The following is a 19,890-nucleotide window of genomic DNA, read 5'->3' as shown; positions in this document are numbered from 1 at the left end:
TGGATCGCTCAGTGCCTGGCCGGCAGGCGCACAATGAAGGTGGTTCCCGAGCCGGCGCTGCTGTGCACATCGATGGTGCCGCCGTGGATGTCGACCGCGTTGCGCACAATCGCCAGGCCCAGGCCGGTGCCCTGGATGGTGCCCACGTTACTGGCGCGGTGAAAAGATTCGAACAGGTGCGGCAACTCGTCCTCCGGAATACCGATGCCCTCGTCCGCCACCTCCATGACGGTCATGTCCTGATCGATGCTCACGGTGAACCGCACAAGACCGCCCAGCGGCGAGTACTTGACCGCATTGGAGAGCAGGTTGCTGAAGATGTGGCGCAGGAGCTTCTCGTCGTACAGGCCTTCTCCCGCCCCGGCGGAATAATCCAGCTGCAACTCGCACAGGCTGTCCGGTTGCTGGGTGCGCGCCTCTTCCACCAATTGCTGGCACAGCCTGTGCAGGTCCAGCGGATGCGGTTCAAACTCCAGCATCTGGGCATCGGCCTTGCCCAGCAGCAGCACGCGGTCCAACATGCCCGTCATGCGTTTCACGCCGGCGGCAATGCTGTCCAGAATCTCCAGTTTTTCCGACTCAGGCAAGCGGCTGCCGTAATGCCTGAGCAATTCCTCGGCGGAAAGAATGCCAGACAGCGGTGTACGGAACTCATGGCTGGTCATGGCCACGAAGCGCGTGCGCAGTTCATTGAGCGCCTTTTGCTGCTCAAGGGCCTCGCGTGTGTCTTCTTCCGATTTCTTGCGTTCTGTGATGTCAAGGAACGCCCAGATCACGCCTGAATCAGGGTCATGGGGCTGAACACAGCTGCCGGCCATCTGCACCCAGAAGAGCTGTCCGTCCCGCCTTCTGAGCCGGCGTTCATTGATATAACTGCCGGTGGCAATCAGCGTCTCACGCGCCTCCTTGCCGAACTGCTCCCAGGTGGCAAGGTCGGGATGAATATAGCTGGAAGACTGCCCCATCAGTTCTTCGCGCGGGCCGCCGATCATCTGGGCGAATTTCTCGTTGACCCACTCATGGCGCCGGTTCACCGACAGCACAATGCCCACCAGCGCGCTATTAAGAATGGCTTCGCGCTCGGAAGATGTGCGCAGCAGCTTGGCCTCCAGTTCCTTGCGCTGCGTGATGTTGATGATCACCCAGACCGTGCCCTGCGAAAGGTCGCGTCCGGCTACGGACTTGCCCGACAGCGACACCCAGATCAGCGTACCGTCAAACTGCCGGACCTGGATCTCACCTTCGTAGTTTTCACCGCGGCTCACGCAGGCGGCCACTTCACCGCCCACCGTCAGGTACTGCTCACGCGACAGGTAAAACGGCTCCATCGAGGTCAATGGATTGCTGCCTGCACCGAATACCTTGAGCATGGCCTGGTTGGCCCAGCGAAAGCGGCCATCCGGTGTCAGGAAGGCAATGCCCACAATGGAGTTTTCCAGGATCATTTCGCGCTCTTTCAGCAGGGTGCGAAAGTTTTCCTGGGAAACGCTCAAGGCCTCCACCATGGATTGCTCAGCCATGATGCGGGCCTGGGCCTGCTCTTTTTCCTGCCGGGTGACGTTGATGCGGTCCGCCAGCGCAAACGACAGCACCACCATTTCCAGCGCCGACCCGATCAACAGCGAATTGGCCGTGAGTACATTCGACGGCAGGACACCCGTGTTGTGCAACGCCAGCGTCACCACACCCACCAGCAGCAGGGCCCATGCCGCCAGGAAATACCGGGCCCCGGGATGCCCCATGCGCACGCTCAGCAAACCCACCGCGACCAGCGTGGTGACACTGAGAACCGCCAGCACGGTCACCATCCATGAAGACACCACATAAGGCATCGTAAAAGCGGCCAGCAGGGTCAGCAGCCAGCCGCCCACCAGCGCCTTTATAAAGCGGTCCATGCGGGGCATCTTGAGTGCACTGGAAAGAAAGCTGCGTGCAAACAAAATGCCGAAAGAGGCGGTCGCCGCCATGCCCGCAGGGGGCGAAATGCTGTTCCACCAGGTAAGGCCCGGCCAGATGAATTGCGCGCCAAAACCCGTCAACGCGGCCTGCGCGATGGCCATGCAGCCGACAAATGCCACATAGATCAGGTAGGCCCGGTCACGCACCGAGAAAAACAGCAGCAGGTTGTAGAAAAAGAGCCCGACCAGCAACCCAAAGTAGAGGCTGATCGTGGCGTACTCAGCCTGGTCGTGCCGCCACAGCGCCGCGGGCTGCCAGAGACGAACGGGCGCAGACACCGTGCCGTCCGACGTCACCCGAAGGTAGAGCGTATTGACGGCACCGGGCTTGAGACGCACCGGCATCACGTGGTTGCGGTGCACCACGGCCCGATCTGCAAAAGGCAACAGGTCACCGCCCACCTGCCACACAAAGCCGCCCTTGCCGTCCGGTGAATACAGCTCCAGCCGGTCCAGCGGCGGATAGGCCAGCTCCAGCATCCAGTCTGCGGGTGTGCTGCGTTCGGTCCGCAGGTTCACACGCAGCCAGATGGCCGAGCTGGTCAAACCAAAATTGGTGGCCGAGCCGGTTTGCGGCACCGGCTGAAAGCGCGCCTGGGCATCCGGTTTCAAAAGGTCGGCCAGTGTCAGCTCGCCGCCGGCGTCTTCAAGGTAGGTAAACGACTGCGACAGTACATATCTGTCGTCGCCGCCGATGGTGATCTCACCCGCTTCGGTGCGCTCCTGCACGGGCTCCTGCGGCTGCGCCCAAACCAATGGCCCGGCACCCACCAGCAGCAAGGCAAGCACAAACCGAAACAGGTACCGCAAGCAAGATGTCATGGATTGGCGGCAAGAAGCGGGGACTTGCGCCTTTGGACCTGCCCCGGCGAGACGGCAGAAGCCGGAACGGCACCTGCAGCGTGCCGCTGGCCGTTGCAGACTTCATGGCTGATCGCCAGGTTTTCTGCATGGCTGTTGCCCCCTTCGCTCAGGGGCAGGATGTGCTCCAGGGTGGCGGCCTGGGGCGTGACATGTTCGCCGCACACCCAGCACGGCACCACCCCGTGGAGCTGCCGTGCCACAGTTTTGTAGATCTTGTCCCGGGTATGCCCCAGCCTGCTCACGGCAGCGTTTTCCTCTGACCGCCGCTCGCGGGCAGCTGCCTTTGCGCAGCGCTCATTGCCGCGTCCCCTATTCGATCCTGGCCGGCCGCGCATCGGCGGGTTGAGTAAAGGAATCTTCCCACTGCGTGGCGAAACGATTGTTCTTGTCTATGCGAATGCCCCCCGTACCGTCGGGATTGAAGCCGACGTTACTCGTAGCCGCGGCCCGCGAGACTTCTGGCTGGTTGTCCTTGTTGAGTTCCTTGAGCGCGGCGTCCTTGGCGGCCTTGACACGTTCCCGGGTGAAAGATTCCAGGTCGGCGTGGAAACTGCTGTCGCCGCCGCGGGTTTCCTGGTGCTCCTGCACCAGCTCCTCCGGAATTTCCCCCAGGAAGGCGGCACGCATGGCGCTGACCGTGGGCGGACGGCCGGCCTTGATGGAGGTGTAGGCAATGCCGCAATCCGACAGCAGTGTCTCCTTGAGCTGGCGGGTGGCCTTGCTCACATCACGTTTGCCGCGCAAATCCACGCAACCGACAACTTTGCCATCCAGGGTGCAGATGGTGAAAGTCGTGTAGACGCCATTGAGCAGCTCAAGCAGGCGTTCGGTTTTTTCCTTGTCTTTTTCCTTTTCCTTGTCTTTTTCCAGCGGAATGGTAAAGCGCAGCACCGGCAGCTTGACCATCACCGCGTGGTCGTGGAAAGTGCTTCGCAGCCATTTCCATACCTCGTATTCATCGTTGGTAACCACCCCGCGGGCACGCAGCGGCCATTTGTGGGGTATCCGCAGCTTCGCACTCGCGCTTTTGCGCAGCCAGGCGGCATACAGCAAAACACCTGCAAGCGCGCCCACGGCGACGCCCAGCAACGTCATCAGCCAGGAAATCAGGTTCAAGATGCAGTTCTCCTCTATCGATTGGGGATGCCGCCGAAGCCAGGCAGTGCGAACAGCGACCCCAGTGAGTCACAGAACGGACGCCCTGTCAATTCAGGCCAGCGTCCCGGTGCGTTATTAAAACAGGTTTTGCCGGTTTTCCAGGGGTTTCAGGCACAAAAAGAGCCTCCAGCCCAACCCCGCCGTGCGCAAGCAGCTATATTTTTCATAGCATCCGGATGGCGCCGCAAAACACTGCGGCCCTGCGGGTTGACGATGACCTTTGCCACGCAGGCCACGAATCGGTATGCTCGATTTTTTGCAGGAGCCCAACATGCCACGCAAGACCGCCCAGGATTTTGACCAGGAACTGCTGATTCTGTTTGATGCCTATGTCCACGGCACCATTGACAGGCGCGGGTTCCTGGAGCGCGCCCAGAAATTCGCCACCGCCGGCCTGACCGCAACAGCCCTGCTGGCCGCCCTCAGCCCCGATTTTGCCGCGGGGCAGCAAATTGCCCGGGATGACAAACGCATCAAGACCGACATGGTCAGCTATCCGTCGTCCGCCGGCTCAGGCACAGTCAAAGGCTATCTGGCCAGGCCTGCCAATGCCACGGGCAAACTGCCCGGCGTGCTTGTCATTCATGAAAACCGCGGCCTCAACCCGCATATTGAAGACATCACCCGCCGGCTGGCGCTGGACAACTTCATCGCCTTCGCACCCGACGCACTCACCCCCCTGGGCGGCTACCCCGGCGACGAAGACAAGGCGCGCGAGTTGTTCGCCAAACTGGACCAGCGAAAGTGCGTGGAGGATTTCGTGGCGGCCACCACCTGGCTCAAGAGCCGGGACGACTGCACCGGCAAGCTGGGTGTGGTCGGGTTCTGCTATGGCGGCGGCATGTCGCACACACTCACCACGCGCCTGCCGGAGCTCAGCGCAGCCGTTCCCTTCTACGGAAACCTGCCGGCAGCGGAAGATGCCGCCAAGGTCAAGACACCGCTGCTGATCCATTTCGCTGCGGTGGATGAGCGCATCAATGCCGCATGGCCTGCCTACGAGGCGGCACTCAAGGCGGCAGGTGCGAATTACACCGCCTACCAGTACCCGGGCACGCAACACGGCTTCAACAACGACACCACGCCGCGTTATGACGCCGCCGCGGCCAAGCTGGCGTGGGAGCGCACCCTGGCGTTTTTTAACAAACAGCTCAGGGCCTAGAACCGGTCAGGCATCGCGGGCCCGCTGCCCGCCCATCCCTGCATCGTCCCCCGCGAAAACCCTGCCCGGAACGCGCCAGGCACGGCTTTTGCACGCGTTACCATTGGCTACTTTCGCTTTTCGGCCTCTCCGCGAGCCGGCGAGCGTTTCCCTCACTCAGATCCTCTGGACACAACCATGAACATTCTGCAAAAAATTGCCGCGACAGCCGGCTTGCTTACCTGTGCGCTGGGCGCAGCCCAGGCCCAAAACAGGGAGCTGGTCGTCGGCTCCAGCGCCACCTACCGTCCGTTTGCCTATGAAAGCCCGACCAAGGAAATTGTCGGCTATGACGTAGACATGATCAAAGCCATCGCCCAGAAATCCGGCCTGCAGATCAAGATCGTCAACACCCCCTGGACCGGCATCTTCGCGGCCCTCAACAACGGCGATGTGGACCTGGTCATCTCGGGCGTCACCATCAACGACAAGCGCAAGCAGTCCTACGACTTCACCGCCCCCTACTTCGAAGCCCGCCAGTTGATCGCCGTGCACAGCAACAGCACGGCCAAGAGCCTGAAAGACCTTGCCGGCAAAAAAATCGGCGTGGTCACCGGCAGCACCGGCGACGACATGGCTTCGCGCGAATTCGGCAAGACCAACCCCGACATCCGCCGCTTTGAAAGCACCCCGGTCGTGATCTCCGAGCTGGCCAACAACGGCCTGGACGCCGCCATCGGCGACAACGGGGTGATCGCCTTTCGCGCCCAGGAACACAAACAGCTCAAGACCGTCAGCGACGCGAGCTTTCCCAAGGAATACTTCGGCATCGTCGTGAAACAGGGCAACAAGGCGCTGCAGGACAAACTCAACGCAGGCCTGGCCGCCGTCAAGGCCGACGGCAGCTACGCCGCCATCTACAAGAAATGGTTCCAGGCCGACGCTCCCGCGTTGCCCGCCCAGTAAACATCAGGACACCTCCTTATGGAACACGTCCTCTGGTTCGGCTGGTTCCGGGCCGACATCATTGCCGAGTACAGCGTGCTGTTCTGGCGCGGCCTGCAGATGACCATCATGGTGACACTGATCTGCATCGTGCAGGGCACCTTGCTGGGCCTGGCGGTCGGCATGGCGCGCGTGGCCGAATCGCGCCACTCGCCCGCGCGCGCGATCTGCAAATACGCCCTGCGCTGGCCCTCTACCGTCTACGTCAGCTTTTTCCGCGGCACGCCGTTGTTCGTGCAGATCCTGCTGATCCACTTCGCAGTGCTGCCGCTGTTCATCAACCCGACTGACGGCCTGATCATCTCGGGCGAGACAGCGCGCGACATCAAGCAGAACTACGGCGCCTTCCTGTCCGGTATCGTGGCGCTCACGCTCAATGCCGGCGCCTACATTTCCGAGATCTTCCGCGCCGGCATCCAGTCCATCGACAAGGGCCAGGTCGAAGCCTCGCGTTCGCTGGGCATGTCTTTTCCGCGCACCATGTACCACGTCGTGCTGCCGCAGGCTTTTCGCCGCATGCTGCCGCCGCTGGGCAACAACGCGATCTCGCTGCTGAAAGACTCGTCGCTGATCTCGGCGATTGGTCTGGCCGAACTGGCCTACGCCGCGCGCACCGTCGCCGGCGCCTATTCACGCTACTGGGAGCCCTACCTCACCATCTCCCTCATGTACTGGGTGCTGACGCTGGGCCTGGCTTACCTTGTCAAAAAACTGGAGGCTCGTTATGGACGAGGTGATTCGCGTTAAGCGGCTGACCAAGCAGTTTGGCCACACGCCGGTATTGCGCGGCATCGACTGCGCCATCAAGGCCACCGAAGTCGTCTGCGTCATCGGCCCTTCCGGCTCGGGCAAAAGCACTTTTTTGCGCTGCCTGAACGGACTGGAAGACGCCAGCGGTGGCGAGGTGCTGGTGCACGGCGTGTCCGTACATGAACCCAAAACCGACGTCGATGCCCTGCGCTCGGAAATCGGCATGGTGTTCCAGCGCTTCAACCTGTTTCCGCACAAAACCGTGCTGGAAAACATCACGCTGGCGCCCACCAAGGTGCGCAAGCTGACGGCACTTGAGGCACGCAACCGCGCCAGTGAACTGCTGGTCAAGGTCGGGCTGCTCGAAAAGATCGACGCCTACCCCAACCAGCTTTCGGGCGGGCAGCAGCAGCGCGTGGCAATTGCCCGTGCGCTGGCGATGCAGCCGCGCATCATGCTGTTTGACGAACCCACCTCTGCGCTCGACCCCGAAATGGTCGGCGAAGTGCTGGCCGTGATGCAGGCCCTGGCCGAAGAAGGCATGACCATGGTGGTCGTCACCCACGAAATGGGTTTTGCCCGCCAGGTGGCCGACCGCGTGATGTTCATCGACGAAGGCCTGGTGATCGAAGAGGGCTCACCGGCGGAGATCTTTGACAACCCCAAGGAAGAGCGTACCAAGCGCTTTTTGAGCAAGGTGTTGTGAGACAGCGCGCGCCCGCTCCTGCGGGCACGCGTTTCTCCCAGCAAGGTTCAGCCATCCAGAGAGGTCGCCATGCCTGCAACCCTCCGGGCCGTCCAGGCCGACATCACGAAACTGCAGCTTGACGCCATCGTCAACGCTGCCAATTCATCGCTGCTGGGCGGCGGCGGTGTCGACGGTGCCATTCATCGCGCTGCAGGGCCTGAACTGGTCCATGAATGCCGCCTGCTGGGCGGCTGTAAAACCGGCGAGGCCAAAGCCACCAAAGGCTACCGGCTCCCGGCGAAGTTCATCATCCACACGGTGGGTCCGGTCTGGCGCGGCGGCAACAACGGCGAGCCTGAGTTGTTGGCCTCCTGCTACAGGCGCGCCATGGAAATCGCGGCAGCCAAAGGCGTCACGTCGATGGCCTTCCCCAGCATCAGCACCGGCATTTACGGCTACCCGATTGAGTTGGCTGCCCAGGTCGCAGTGGCCAGCGTGCGCCAGGCTCTGCAGCAACCCTCTTCCTTGACGGAAGTGGTGTTCTGCTGCTTTTCGGCGCAAGACCTGGCGGTCTACCAGCATGTGCTGGGCAAGGCCCTTGACTGCGGAGATTGACGCATGCCAGAACTTCCCGGCCTTGTCCCGATTGCATTCACCATTTTTTCGTATGTTGTCTGCGTCAAACTGGCGGCCTGGCTTTATCGCCGTACGCAACTGAGCTGGAAACACGCATTCATTTTCGGTGTTGTCCTGTTCATGGTTCTGTTCGCCGTCGGTGCTGTTGTCAGGTCGCTGGGCGCCGGCTCGGACCCCATACGCCAATCCCTTGTGGACCTGGCCACCGGACTGGCGGCACAACTGGGTCTGGGTGCATGGTGGCTCGGCTCGCGAGCCAGAACAAGGGCGGGTGCACCCCTTGAATTGAAAGGCGGAGCCTTGCTCGCCCTGATGACCTATGGGCTGGTTTTTTTCTTCTCTCTTGCGGCAGCGATTGCGCTGCCCTTCTTTTCCCGCATGGCAGGCAACGCCGTTTAGGTTCAGTACCCCGGCACCTTCAACACCCGCGCCAGGTAATCAAAAAACACGCAGTACAGCGCAATCGGCAGCGGCAGGCCCAGCAGGGTGCCCACCAGGTAGTCACGAAACTTCACGCCTGACATTGCCAGCGCATAGTTCAGCGCCGGTACGGTCTGCAGCAGCGTGCGCAGCACCACGATGCTCGCCACCGGCCTCGCGTCCAGCTGAGCCAGCGTGCGTTGAGCCCACCGACCCTTGATCTGCCGCAAAGCGTCCCCGCCCATCAGGCGAATCAGCCAGAAGGTGAAGGCGCATGAGATCACGGCTGCGAGGTAAGTTGCCAGGCCACCCCACATCTCGCCGAGCGCCAGCACAGCCGCGGCCAGAAAAATCCAGCCGGGGATCTGAATCAGGTTGCCCAGCGCAAACAGCGCGATAAAAATCAGCAAGCCGCTGACTTCGTTGTCCAGGAATTTCTGGTGCAGGAAGACCAGACTGAAGTTGTCGCGCAAACCGGAAAGCTGGAACACCGCCAGCAGCAGGCCCAGAAACGCGACCACGGCGATCAGTCTTTTGTAGCGGTGCATCTTGGCTCTATTGCGGGTTTGGGCAGGGACACCGGCCGATTTTAGGCGCCAGCCAACCCAAGGCCATCCAGCCAGCCCGGGGCCCTTTTTTGCAAATAAATGCCATCAGCGTGTAAGAAGTGCGTGCCCGGCCCGACCAAACAGCAACACGCAGCAAGACTGCGGCGGAAATCCCGGTAATCCACTGGAAAACCGGGCGTTGCGGCCAGCACAAGAGGAGCATTTCATGAACACGTCCCGTCAGATCATCCACCCTGGCTGGTTGCGCGCCATGCACTGGCTCAACGCATTGGCCGTGGTCGTGCTGATGATGAGCGGCTGGCGCATCTACAACGCCACTGCCTTCCTGGGCTTCAGCATTCCCAAAGACCTCACGCTGGGCGGCTGGCTGGGCGGCGCGCTGCAGTGGCACTTTGCGGCCATGTGGCTGCTGTTCTTTAATGGCCTGCTCTACCTGGCGTTCAACATCGTCACGCGCCGGCTCTTTCACAAATTCTTTCCGCTTTCACCCAAGGCGCTGGTCGCCGACTTGCTGGCGGCCCTCAAGGGCAAGCTGGCCCATGCCGACCCCAGCCACTACAACACCGTACAGCGCCTGGCCTATCTCTTTGTCATGGTGGACAGTGTCCTGCTCGTCGTTTCAGGCCTGGTGCTCTGGAAGTCTGTGCAGTTTCCGCTCCTGCGCGAACTGATGGGGGGTTACGAAGGTGCGCGCCTGGTTCACTTTTTCGCCATGGCCGCGCTGGCCGCATTCGTCGCGGTTCACCTGGTGATGGTGGCGCTGGTGCCGCGCACCCTCGTCTACATGGTTCGCGGCCGCTGACCCGCCGAACTGCCCAACCGCCGCAAAGCGCAAGGATTCCCCATGATCATCAAGCCCCCTCCCCGTATGGACATCGACAGCGCCGCTGTGCTGGACGAAGCCGTTGCACGCATTGCCCACACCCGCAAGCTCGGCACGGCGCGCCGCAATTTTTTACGCACCTCGCTCACGCTGGGTGGCCTTTCCATGCTGACCGGCTGCATGCTGGACGACAGCGAAAGCGTCAACACGGCTCTCAGCAAGATTTCGCGTATCAACGACGAAGTGCAGGGCTTGCTGTTTGACCCCAACCGCCTGGCGCCGACCTACCCCGAATCCATGATCACCCGGCCTTTCCCCTTTAACGCCTACTACGGCGAGGACGAAATCCGGGAAATCGAGGAAAGCAGCTACCGGCTGGAAGTCACGGGCATGGTGTCCGACAGGCGCAAATGGGCGTTGCCCGAGTTGCACGCCATGGCACAAGTGGACCAGGTCACCCGCCACATCTGCGTGGAAGGCTGGAGCGCGATCGGCAAATGGGGCGGCGTGCACTTCGGCAGTTTCCTGCGTCATGTGGGCGCCGACCTGAGCGCGAAGTACGTCGGCTTCAAATGCGCCGACGACTACTTCACCAGCATCGATATGCCCACCGCGCTGCACCCGCAAACCCTGCTGGCGCTGACTTACGACGGGCAGCCGCTGCCACCCAAATACGGCTTCCCGATGAAGCTGCGCATGCCCACCAAGCTGGGCTACAAGAACCCCAAACACATCCAGGCGATTTTTGTCACCAACACCTACCCTGGAGGCTACTGGGAAGACCAGGGCTACAACTGGTTCGGAGGTAGCTGAGCGCCGCTCAGAGACCCTGCAACGCGGGCAATCATTTAACGATTGCCTTTTTTCAACAATCCATTCATTCACTACCACTCAAGGACAACACCATGAACAAATTGACTGCAACCCTCCTGTCTGCCTGCATGCTCTTCGCCGGCGGCAGCGCCATGGCGCAAGACGCGATGAAAAAGGACGCCATGGGCAAAGACGCCATGGCCAAAGACGGCATGAAGAAGGATGCGATGAAAAAAGATGCCATGGCCAAGGACCCGATGGCGAAAGATGCCATGGGTAAAGACGCCATGGCGAAGGACGGCATGAAGAAGGACGACAAGATGGCCATGGCCAAAAAAGACAAGATGAAAAAAGACCCCATGGCCAAGGACGCCATGGGCAAGGACGAAATGAAAAAGTAAGGCCGCTGCGCGCTGCGCCGCTTGCGGCCGGCCCGCTATGCCCCGTCTGGGGCTGGCACAACCGGCTTGAGCCATAGCGCCGCGGCGTCAGCGGGCGCCATGCGCCGCAGGTTCACGTCCTGCCAGATGACTGCGGCGACCTCTTCAAGCTGGTCAGGCCCGACGGTGTGCCATCGCTGGTGCAGCCTTTCAGCGCAGCGGGCAATCCATTCGGGTGGGGTGTTTGTGTCCATGGGTAAATCATAGTTGAAGACTGTATGTATGTACAGTACCATTGTTCTTCAAAAGTGATTTCCATAGAACAACCAACCCAGAGACTGACATGCAGCTTCTACATGACCCTCCCACCAGGCCACCCTTCACCCCTGTCACCCTGGCCACGCCAGTCATTCCGTTCACCCGGCCACAACAGGGCCGCACCTCTGCCAACTGGCCGTTTTACGTGCAAGCCCCTAAGCAGCTCTCAAGCGATGTCAGGGCAAACGCTTTGCGCGTCCTGGAAACCTCGGCGCGCTATTTTTTCAGCGCGCCTAGCGCGCGATAGTGCCGCCCCTTTACCGCCCTGCTCCAAATCACCAGGCCGAAAAAACTTTTACACGGCAACCCGCAAGGCAGTGCTCGAAGTCGCTATGTTTTTGATAGCTGCTTGCGCCCGTCCTTATTAGCCAAACACCCGATTTACTTCGGGAATTTGAGAGCCGCCGGCAAGCCTCAGATACCAGGCCCTTCAGAAGGCCATGGACGCCTGCAGCCACAGCGTGGGCCGTTTGGCCGATGAGGCCGGGATGGAAGTCGGCAGGCCGCCGTCGGTGCGCCAGGCCAGCGAAGAACGCAGCTGCACACCCGCCAGGCTGGCATTCAGGCCAAAGCCCGCGCCGGCCAGCTGGCGGCTGTTGGAAGCCGCCGCGCCGAAAGGGTTGCGGTTGATGGTGACCTTGCCCCAGTCATAGAACACGGTAGCCTGCACATTGGCCATCACGTTGTGGCGCAACTCAACCGTGCCGCGGTAGCCTTCGTCGCCGCCAGCCTCACCCTGCGGATAGGCGCGCACGCCGTTGACACCGCCCAAGGAGAACTTCTCGGACGAATCCAGGTTTTTGCTGGCCAGCTGGCCCGTCACCGACACCGCCAGGAAGGTGCTGTCGGTAAAGCGCTGCAGACGGTTGGCGCCATAAGAAACACGGGTGTAGCTGCCGTTGGACTGGGCCGAGGCCGCGTCAATGGCCAAGGCGGTGGGCGAGTTGATACGCAGGTTGCCCATCGCCACCGACAAATCCAGGCCGGTGATGCCCCCGCCGCCCAGGGCGTCTTGCAGGTTGCCTGAAAGGCCGAAGGTGGTGACCAGGACTTTCTTGGGTGTGAAGGTAGAGGTGGCGTCTACATAGTCTTTGAGCTGCTTGTCTTCAACCGACACGGTGCCGTTCAGGTTTTTAAGCTGGCTGCGGATGAAGGGGTAAGCGGCAAACACGCTGGCGGCGGTGGCCGTGCCATGGGCCTGCAAGGTCTCAAACTCCTGGCCCAGCTTGTAGCGCGTATCGAAGTACGCGGCGCCTACCTTGAGGCCGTCGCTGCCCACAGGCAACTGGTAGGCCAGCCGCGTGAAGCTGAGGTTGCGGCCGCTGGTCAGTGCATTGACGGTGAGCTGGTCACCGATCTTCAGCGGGCTGACGAGGTTGAACGTACCGGCCACGCGGTATTCGCCGGTGTAGCGGCTGCCGTAGTTGTCGACCACAACATTGCCGCTATAGGGCTTGGCGGGGTTGACCTCAATCAGCAGCTCGGACGTACCCACGCTGGCGCCGGGCTGCAGCGTGGCGCGCGAGTTGCTGACGCCGGGGGTGTCCTGCAAGAGCAGCAGGCCGCGGTCAATCTGGTCGGACTTGATGACGTCGCCGTCCTTGACCTGGCCCAGGTAGGCCTGCGCGCGTTCGTCACTCAGCAGCGACTGGTTGTTGATCTTGTGGCTGGAAATGCGCCCTTCAATCACGCTGATGGTGACAGCGCCATCGGTGATGTCCTGCGCGGGCAAATAAGCGCGGGCCACGGCAAACCCCTGGCTGCGGTAGTAGGCGGTGATGCGGCGGGCGGCGGCGTTCAGCTGGCTCAGCGACCGCTCGGCGCCGACGAGGCCGGCCACCAGCGGTTGCAGCTGCGCACTGGGAATCTCCTGATTCCCGGTGATGGTGATGGATTTGACGAGCACCCTCGCCTCGCCTTTCTGGCTGGGGTCGGCTGACTCTTCGATGCGCTGCAGCGGAACGCTCTGTGGCGGCGGCAAGGCGGGCGCCTGCTGCAGGTCGCGCAGCACCTGGCCGGCGTCGGGGGCTGGGGCAGTCTGCGCCCAGGCGCCGGTATGCAAGGCCAGCATCAGGGCTGAAGCCAGCGCGGAAAGGGGTAACGAATTCTGTTTCATTGTTTCGCTCTACTTTTCTTAATGCTCATCCAACACAAGCCACTGCTCCTTCATGGCAGCTGACCATCCATACACCCCATCGCCCCCCCAGGGCCATGGCTTCGATGCCCCGGGCGACATCCTGCAATTGTGTGTACCCGACTCTCATGCAGCCATACTGCGGATGCAGTACGTCCAGCGTGACCGCTCCGGCAATGTCGCAGAGACAGCTCATCCTGTATGTCCCCATTTTTAGGGACATGAAACCAATCGTAACTATATCTGCCGGTTTTGCCTGTAGCACAAATGCGCTATGAGGCCCACCCTAATCCGTCGCCCAACGTCGCCCAACGGCGCCCCAATTGATGTAAGCGCTCAGCCCAACCAGGGATTCCCTGCAGGCTCCGAAATGGCCAGGCCGCGCGTCCAGCTTGCCATCGTTGGGGGACGACTTGGCTTTCGCGGAGTCATTGCTACATTTTTAATAGCTGCTTGCGCCCGCCCATAAATGGCTACAGCCCGACTGAGCTAATGAAGAGCCATGAAAATGGTTTATTCACAAGTGGCGTGGCTAACGCTTTTGGGCATCAATAAACCGCAGCTGACGATACTGACCAGCGAGTTCAACAGCCTGGCGTCGCCGCTGTCACCGCTGTTGCCGTTACTGCCGTTGCCATTCCCGCCCGCCTCATCGTCGCGGTTGTCGGGCTCAATGAAGCTGGCGGGGCCGCTGTTGACCGTCTCGCGGCTGGTTTGGTAGACGGTTTGCAGCGCGATCCTGTACTGCACTGTGTCTGGCGTGCCGGGCGTAGTACTGCCTGTACTGGCAGTCACCAAAGGCAAGCCAGTGGCCAGCAAGGTCACCACACCCGTGCAGGCTGCCTGCGCAGAGTCTCACCGCAGGCCCACCAGGGCCTCGCCTACCCCGCCTCCTCCCCAAGCTGCCGCCTATTCGCCTCTGTCCTGGCGGGCTGCCTCTGCGGCGGCATTCAACGCCTTCATGCGCGCGCCATCATCCAGTATGTTGAACGGATCGTCGTCCACCGCGCTCGATATGCTGCCTGTGCCATCTCCATTGGCGCTATCGGCGCCACCCGTGACGCCACCCATGGCATTGCCCGTGCCGGCAATGGTGTTGAGCGCGGTCACATAAGGCCCATCCAGCGCTGAAGTTACGCCGAAAAGGGATGCAGGCAAAGGCGGCGTACCGGTCATCGTCAGCGTGCCGTTGGTATAGACGACGTTGTAACCCAGGGCCGATGCCAGCGTGCCCTGCGTGATGGCATGTGTGGGGCCGGTCGTGGCAGCGCCTGTGGGCGCCGACAGCGCACCGTTCAGCGCGCTGGCCGCGGTGTCGCCCGCCACCAGGCCGCTGTTGACGGCGTAGGTGAGAGCCGGGTCGGCGCCGCCGTAAGCCTTGCTCTGGTTGTCGCCGCTGACGTTGAGCGTCGGCACAACGCTGTAGACAAAGCGGTTGCCGGTGATCGAGGTCATCGACGCATCGCTGGGCGCATTGGCGGCGTAACTGCGGCCAAAGGCATTGCCGGTGGAAGCCATGCCGCCCAGGGTGCTGGCAGCCGGATCGGTCGAATACACGAGGAAACGGCCGCCCGCGCCTGGGTTGAGCGCGCCAGCCCCGGCGTTGTTCACAAAGTTGCGCCCGGCGGCCAGCACCAGCGAATCGTTGGCTGCGCTGCCGGACGTGACGCTGTTGGCCAGCGTGAGGTCGCTGGCTGCGCCGGTGGTGCGCACCAGCACCTTTCCGGTGCCCGTCAGGCCTGCCGTGTTGACGGTGCCCACCGTCAACGCACCGGCCTGCGCGTAGGCCACATCGCCTGTGTTGCCGGCCAGCGTCGTGACCGCATTGCCTGCATTGTTGAGGATGTGCGTGCCCGTGCCCAGCAGCTCCAGGCCGGTGGCCGTGATGCCCGCGGTTTGTGTGCTGGTACCGGCGGTGCTCAGCGTGAGTTCGCTGGCCGTCAGCGCGCCGTTGATGGCGATGTTGCCACCGGTCGTGATCAGCTTGAACTTGTCCTGCGCATTGCCGAAGGCGTTGTCGACCGTGATGCCGGCCGCGGATGACACGCTGACTGTCTGCGCAGACCCGGCGTTAGTGCTGATGGCGAGATTGCTGGTACTCAGCGCATTGGCGGCAGTGAGGCTGATGTCGCCCGCAGCGCCAGGTTCTGTGGTCGCCAGCGTTTGCAGGCCGGTCACATTGGTGCCCAGCGTGATGCTTTCCCGTGCGGTCGCGTTAAGCGTGGTGCTGGTGATGTTGTTGGCCGCGCCATTGGCGTCAAGGATGGCTCCGAGCGAGGAGCTGAGAGTGACCGAGCTGCCGGACACCGTCTTGACCGCCAGGGCGAAGGCAGCGGTGACGTTCACCGCGCCCGTTGCACTGACGTTTTCCAGGGTGCCGCCGTTGGCCAGGTCCAGGTTGACCTGTGAACCGGCGCCGCTCGCCACCGCAACGACCGGGCCGGTCGTGTAAATGGTGATGGGGCGGGCGGTGCTGGCGCCTATGCTGCCGTTGCCCGCCTCCAGGTAGACCGAGCCACCCGAGAGGGGATTGATGTTGGTCTGGACAGTTTGCGTACTGATGCCGCCCGTGGCCACCATGCTGAAGCCGGCGGTGCCCGCAGTCGTACCCGTGGCGTTGCTCAAAAAAGGCATGTAGGAGCCCACCATCAAGATATTGCCCGTGTTGGCGATATCGACGCGGCCGGCGCTGTTGAAGCTGCCCTGGAAGCTGGCGGTGGCGGCGGTGTTGCGAAGGGTGATGTCGCCCGATGTACTGTTGTTAAGTCTGCCGAAATTCTGGATCTGGTTGCCTGCGTTGGCCAGCGTCATGCCCCCGAAACTGGTGGCCTGCAAGGTGTTCGCGACGATGGCCTGGGTTTGCGACAGCGCGCCGCGGCTTAGCAGCGCAACAAGACCGGTGCCGGACTGGGTGATGCCGGCCGTTCCGTCCACCGTCCCCACCGACAATGCAGAGTAGGAGCTAACCTCGAAATTGTTCGTTCCGTAGGCGCGACCGCTGACCTGGCTGATCTGGTTGAGTGAGTTGGCCAGGATGACGGTTTGTGCATCGGCCTTCAGGTTGGCAACCGTGAATGCCGCTGTTTGCGAGATGCCCGAACCTGCAGCGTTGCTGTTTATCAGGCTCAAGCTGGGTGCGCTGGCCAGGTTGATCGCGCCGCCGGTGTTGCCGATGACTATGCCGCCTGTATTGGAAGTGCTGCCGATCGCGATCACCGACGCGGTGATCCGGTTAAGCTCGGCGTTGCTCAGGTTCATGGCGGCGGTTTCTGATGCGCCGCCGAGTGTGATCGGCTGGTTGGCGCTGAAGATGTCCGTGTTGACCAGCACCTTGCCCGCGCCCGCGTTGACGGCGGAGCCGATGTTGATGCGGTCGCCCAGCAGCGTGATCGCACCGCCTCCGCTGGTGATGCTGGTGCCGTCGATGTTCAGGGCGTAGCTGCCGGCCGGCGCAATTGCACCCGTAGGAAAATTCATTCCGCGCAGCGTCATGGCCGCCGTGTTGGAGTTGATGCTGCCGCCGGTCAGGCTCACGGCATGCCCCCCGCCCATAGAGCTTGTCCCACCGAGGTTGCCGATCATGGTGATCTCGCCGGTCGAGTTGATGCTGCCGCCCACCATGGAGATGCCGGTAATATTCGCCGTTCCCCCGTTTGAACTACTGAACAAACCCGTACTGTTAAAACCAAGCCTGCCCGCGATGATGTCTGCGCCTGCATCGATGAGGACGCCGGAGCCGCTGATCCCGGCAGCATTTAACGAGGACGAACCGTCGAGCGTGATGCTGCGCAAGGTGCCGGACTGCACTTTTCCTCTTGCTATAAGGCCCTTGACCTCGGTGGCGGCACTACTGACACCGGCCCGGCCGGTAGCGGTGATATAGCCGCCGGTGCTGGATACCTCCGAGCCGGTGCCGAGTTCCACGCCGGCAGTACCTGCCAGGGAAAACAACCCTGTACGCCCGGTGATGTCGATGTTGCCCGCACCCGTGATCCTGGCCAAAGAATCCAGCCGTACCCCGCGGGCCACCTGAGCAATGACCCCGGTCGTGCCTACGTCACCGGCGATAGTGACGGTGCCGGTACCGCCGGTCACGCTGGAATTGGTGACGACCACGCCGCCCGAAGAGCCGCCCGTGGCGCTGCCGCCGCCGTTCACCAGTCTGCCGGTGATGTTTATCGTTCCGCCCCCGCTGACGCCGACGTTGGTTTGCGTGACGCCTTCATTGACGAGCTCGAGCGCGTGGTGGCTCGTCCTGGCACCCGACGCTTCGACGGTAATGTTTCCGGTGCTTGCCACGCTGGTGCCCGCCAGCTTCACGGCGCTATCGGCGCTGTTGATGTTGGCATTGCCGCTGGTAAGCGTGGAGCGGTCCAGCAGCACGCCATACTGCGACTGGTCTGTCGTGGTGCCGTTGATGGTGAGGGCGCCGGTGCCGGCGTTCACGGTGCTCTGGGACACCAGAACGCCCGAGCTCCCGGCCTGGCCCGCCCCGGACAGCGTGATCGCGCCTCCGCTGGTCTGCAGGACCGTGTTGCTGATATCCAGCGCGCCGGCGGAGTTGATATTGATCGTTCCGGCGCCGCCGGTCACGGAAATTGCGGAGGTCTTGATGGCCTGGCTGGCCGCGGCTGTGGTCACGCTCGCCGAGCCCCCGCCGGAAACCTTGAACGTCAGGCCGGCGCCATGCGTGCTGCCCGTGAGGTCGATGCCGGTACCGGTGGGGCCTGTGGTTCTGATGGTGAGATTGCGGCCACTGAGGAGCTCCACATCGCCATTGCCGAAAGTGCCCGTGACGTTGATCGAATCCGTGGCCTCAATAACCACGTCGGAACCCATCGCTTCAATCGTGTCCTCGTAAATGGTGTCGGCGGCCCCGCCTGTGCCGCCCGCGATGGTCATCGTGGCCGGGTCCAGCAGCCAGGTGCCGGTCTTGCCTCGCGGCGCCAGCGTGTTCACCCTGAAGCCCGGCAGGATTTTGAAGTGCGCGGCGCTTGTCTCGATAAAGCCGCCGTCACCGCCATCCGGGGCGCTGGCATCCAGCGTACCGCCCATGTTGACCATGCCGTGCTCCATGTCGCCGATCAGCATGATGCGGCCGGCCTTGTTGGCAATCGTCTTCGCTTCAATGACGCCGGTGTTGTTGACGGTTCCCATGGTGAGGCTGTCCAGCGCTTTGGCGCCGAGCAGCACCTGGCCGCCGTCGGCCTTGATGAGCTGTTTGTTCTCGGCCAGTGCGTTGATCGCGCCCTGATCGATGCTGTAACCGAGCAGGCTCCCGTTGTCCAGATTCAGGGTGATCTTGTTGCCGGCTGCCAGAAGCGCCGTGCCAAGGCTCGCGGTCATGACGCCTTCGTTGCGCACCTCGGGCGCCAGCAGTGCCAGATAGCCGCCCTGCCCTGCGTTCAGCGTGCCCTGATTCACCACCGAGCCACCGGAACCCGTGAACACGTTGTTGCCGGCCATGAAGTCGGCATTGCTCATGGAAAGGGTAGAAGCCACCAGGCCGCCAACGTTGACCTGAGAACCCGCACCAAACAACACACCGTTGGGATTGAGAATGAAGACCTGGCCGTTGGCCGTGAGGCTACCCAGCAGCTCGCTCGGGCTGCTGCCGGTGATGCGGTTCAGCGCAATCGCCTGCGCATTGGGCTGGTTGAATCTCAGCGCTTCGTTCGCTGCGGTAGACAGGGATGTCCAGTCGATGGCTACCCGCTGGGAGCTTTGGTTGATCGTGGTGGTGTTGCCGACCGTGGTGATGCCAGCCGCACCCGCGGTCACGCTGGCATTGGCCGCATCGGCAGCACGCGCCTGGTGCGTGACCACGGCAAGAGAAGTGAGCAATACCAGCGCTGCGCGGCAGGCGGTATTGAGCCTGAAGCCCGCGCCTTCGCCACCCCCTTCAGCCGATTCGGCCGGTGCCGAGCCGAACAGCACGCTGCTACGCGCAGAGCCGCCCTTGCTTTTGCCTCTGGCGTTCTCAGCCACAGCCACCCACAACCCTAAAGCCGCGTTCCAGACGAGGCGGTAAATACGGTTCATGCTGGCGTGGCTTTTCATGGAAGACTTTCGTTGAAGGGCGGAGCTTGCAGCGGACCAGGCGGTTCGCCAATCAGCCGGGCCCGCGCCCCGGCTGTTATGGAACGCTCTGGCCGACTGGCCGTCATCGTACGAATCACGAAAGCCGCTGTCTGTAGCGCATATGCGCTACGCCAGATACCTTCAGGTGCCCC

General features: G+C 62.2%; 17 protein-coding genes. 9 read left to right on the top strand and 8 right to left on the bottom strand.

Features of this window, described 5'->3' with window-relative positions:
• Positions 1-8: 8 nt before the first annotated feature.
• The 3 genes from AC1DU8_RS08360 to AC1DU8_RS08350 form a co-directional block, all read right to left on the bottom strand.
• Positions 9-2,768: a 7TM diverse intracellular signaling domain-containing protein gene (locus tag AC1DU8_RS08360; RefSeq protein ID WP_477702163.1), complete on the bottom strand. Its 2,760-nt coding sequence runs from the start codon at positions 2,766-2,768 to the stop codon at positions 9-11.
• 8 nt (positions 2,769-2,776) lie between these two features.
• A complete protein-coding gene (locus AC1DU8_RS08355; RefSeq protein ID WP_477702164.1) occupies positions 2,777-3,064 on the bottom strand; it encodes an HNH endonuclease in 288 nt (95 codons plus the stop codon).
• A gap of 67 nt (positions 3,065-3,131) precedes the next feature.
• The gene (locus tag AC1DU8_RS08350; RefSeq protein ID WP_457280530.1) at positions 3,132-3,938 is read right to left on the bottom strand and encodes a DUF2726 domain-containing protein; all 807 of its coding nucleotides are present in this window, start codon (positions 3,936-3,938) and stop codon (positions 3,132-3,134) included.
• A gap of 313 nt (positions 3,939-4,251) precedes the next feature.
• Between AC1DU8_RS08350 and AC1DU8_RS08345 the strand changes: the two genes are divergently transcribed.
• The 6 genes from AC1DU8_RS08345 to AC1DU8_RS08320 all read left to right on the top strand — a co-directional run bounded on the left by AC1DU8_RS08345 (position 4,252) and on the right by AC1DU8_RS08320 (position 8,599).
• The gene (locus tag AC1DU8_RS08345) at positions 4,252-5,142 is read left to right on the top strand and encodes a dienelactone hydrolase family protein (protein ID WP_457280529.1); all 891 of its coding nucleotides are present in this window, start codon (positions 4,252-4,254) and stop codon (positions 5,140-5,142) included.
• A gap of 177 nt (positions 5,143-5,319) precedes the next feature.
• On the top strand, positions 5,320-6,087 hold the full coding sequence (locus AC1DU8_RS08340; RefSeq protein WP_457280528.1) for a basic amino acid ABC transporter substrate-binding protein: 768 nt from the start codon (positions 5,320-5,322) through the stop codon (positions 6,085-6,087).
• 18 nt (positions 6,088-6,105) lie between these two features.
• Entirely contained in the window at positions 6,106-6,873 is a 768-nt protein-coding gene (locus tag AC1DU8_RS08335; RefSeq protein ID WP_457280527.1) for an amino acid ABC transporter permease, read from the top strand.
• Positions 6,851-7,582 carry an amino acid ABC transporter ATP-binding protein gene (locus AC1DU8_RS08330; RefSeq protein ID WP_457280526.1) on the top strand — a complete coding sequence of 244 codons (732 nt, stop codon included), beginning with the start codon at positions 6,851-6,853 and terminating at the stop codon, positions 7,580-7,582. Before AC1DU8_RS08335 ends, AC1DU8_RS08330 begins: the two co-directional genes overlap by 23 nt.
• 69 nt (positions 7,583-7,651) lie before the next feature.
• Positions 7,652-8,179 carry an O-acetyl-ADP-ribose deacetylase gene (locus AC1DU8_RS08325; protein ID WP_477702165.1) on the top strand — a complete coding sequence of 176 codons (528 nt, stop codon included), beginning with the start codon at positions 7,652-7,654 and terminating at the stop codon, positions 8,177-8,179.
• Positions 8,180-8,182: 3 nt separating this feature from the next.
• Positions 8,183-8,599 (top strand): hypothetical protein, encoded by a 417-nt coding sequence (locus tag AC1DU8_RS08320; protein ID WP_457280524.1) that lies wholly within the window; start codon positions 8,183-8,185, stop codon positions 8,597-8,599.
• Between the two features lie 2 nt (positions 8,600-8,601).
• Here AC1DU8_RS08320 and AC1DU8_RS08315 read toward each other — a convergent pair whose 3' ends face one another.
• Positions 8,602-9,168: a TVP38/TMEM64 family protein gene (locus AC1DU8_RS08315; RefSeq protein WP_457280523.1), complete on the bottom strand. Its 567-nt coding sequence runs from the start codon at positions 9,166-9,168 to the stop codon at positions 8,602-8,604.
• A gap of 226 nt (positions 9,169-9,394) precedes the next feature.
• Here AC1DU8_RS08315 and AC1DU8_RS08310 point away from each other — a divergent pair, with 226 nt between their 5' ends.
• The 3 genes from AC1DU8_RS08310 (at position 9,395) to AC1DU8_RS08300 (ending at position 11,226) form a co-directional block, all read left to right on the top strand.
• Positions 9,395-9,991, top strand: coding sequence for a cytochrome b/b6 domain-containing protein (locus AC1DU8_RS08310; protein ID WP_457280522.1), 597 nt, complete (start codon positions 9,395-9,397; stop codon positions 9,989-9,991).
• A gap of 42 nt (positions 9,992-10,033) precedes the next feature.
• On the top strand, positions 10,034-10,825 hold the full coding sequence (locus AC1DU8_RS08305) for a molybdopterin-dependent oxidoreductase (protein ID WP_457280521.1): 792 nt from the start codon (positions 10,034-10,036) through the stop codon (positions 10,823-10,825).
• 92 nt (positions 10,826-10,917) lie between these two features.
• A complete protein-coding gene (locus AC1DU8_RS08300) occupies positions 10,918-11,226 on the top strand; it encodes a pentapeptide MXKDX repeat protein (protein WP_457280520.1) in 309 nt (102 codons plus the stop codon).
• 35 nt (positions 11,227-11,261) lie between these two features.
• Here AC1DU8_RS08300 and AC1DU8_RS08295 read toward each other — a convergent pair whose 3' ends face one another.
• The 4 genes from AC1DU8_RS08295 to AC1DU8_RS08280 form a co-directional block, all read right to left on the bottom strand.
• On the bottom strand, positions 11,262-11,459 hold the full coding sequence (locus tag AC1DU8_RS08295; RefSeq protein WP_457280519.1) for a hypothetical protein: 198 nt from the start codon (positions 11,457-11,459) through the stop codon (positions 11,262-11,264).
• A 494-nt stretch (positions 11,460-11,953) separates the two neighbouring features.
• Positions 11,954-13,639: a ShlB/FhaC/HecB family hemolysin secretion/activation protein gene (locus AC1DU8_RS08290; protein ID WP_457280518.1), complete on the bottom strand. Its 1,686-nt coding sequence runs from the start codon at positions 13,637-13,639 to the stop codon at positions 11,954-11,956.
• 531 nt (positions 13,640-14,170) lie between these two features.
• Positions 14,171-14,452: a hypothetical protein gene (locus tag AC1DU8_RS08285; protein WP_457280517.1), complete on the bottom strand. Its 282-nt coding sequence runs from the start codon at positions 14,450-14,452 to the stop codon at positions 14,171-14,173.
• Between the two features lie 114 nt (positions 14,453-14,566).
• The gene (locus AC1DU8_RS08280) at positions 14,567-19,717 is read right to left on the bottom strand and encodes a two-partner secretion domain-containing protein (protein WP_477726622.1); all 5,151 of its coding nucleotides are present in this window, start codon (positions 19,715-19,717) and stop codon (positions 14,567-14,569) included.
• Positions 19,718-19,890: the final 173 nt, after the last annotated feature.

This window comes from Polaromonas sp. P3_A5 (assembly GCF_056403055.1).
The sequence above is the reverse complement of the archived record's forward strand: the minus strand, read 5'-3'. Positions and strand labels throughout refer to the sequence as shown.

Coding starts and splice junctions, on each gene's coding strand:
- AC1DU8_RS08305 (WP_457280521.1), top strand. CDS start 10,034: ATGATCATCAAGCCCCCTCCCCGTATGGACATCGACAGCGCCGCTGTG.
- AC1DU8_RS08310 (WP_457280522.1), top strand. CDS start 9,395: ATGAACACGTCCCGTCAGATCATCCACCCTGGCTGGTTGCGCGCCATG.
- AC1DU8_RS08330 (WP_457280526.1), top strand. CDS start 6,851: ATGGACGAGGTGATTCGCGTTAAGCGGCTGACCAAGCAGTTTGGCCAC.
- AC1DU8_RS08300 (WP_457280520.1), top strand. CDS start 10,918: ATGAACAAATTGACTGCAACCCTCCTGTCTGCCTGCATGCTCTTCGCC.
- AC1DU8_RS08295 (WP_457280519.1), bottom strand. CDS start 11,459: ATGGACACAAACACCCCACCCGAATGGATTGCCCGCTGCGCTGAAAGG.
- AC1DU8_RS08320 (WP_457280524.1), top strand. CDS start 8,183: ATGCCAGAACTTCCCGGCCTTGTCCCGATTGCATTCACCATTTTTTCG.
- AC1DU8_RS08340 (WP_457280528.1), top strand. CDS start 5,320: ATGAACATTCTGCAAAAAATTGCCGCGACAGCCGGCTTGCTTACCTGT.
- AC1DU8_RS08290 (WP_457280518.1), bottom strand. CDS start 13,639: ATGAAACAGAATTCGTTACCCCTTTCCGCGCTGGCTTCAGCCCTGATG.
- AC1DU8_RS08280 (WP_477726622.1), bottom strand. CDS start 19,717: ATGAAAAGCCACGCCAGCATGAACCGTATTTACCGCCTCGTCTGGAAC.
- AC1DU8_RS08345 (WP_457280529.1), top strand. CDS start 4,252: ATGCCACGCAAGACCGCCCAGGATTTTGACCAGGAACTGCTGATTCTG.
- AC1DU8_RS08315 (WP_457280523.1), bottom strand. CDS start 9,168: ATGCACCGCTACAAAAGACTGATCGCCGTGGTCGCGTTTCTGGGCCTG.
- AC1DU8_RS08325 (WP_477702165.1), top strand. CDS start 7,652: ATGCCTGCAACCCTCCGGGCCGTCCAGGCCGACATCACGAAACTGCAG.
- AC1DU8_RS08335 (WP_457280527.1), top strand. CDS start 6,106: ATGGAACACGTCCTCTGGTTCGGCTGGTTCCGGGCCGACATCATTGCC.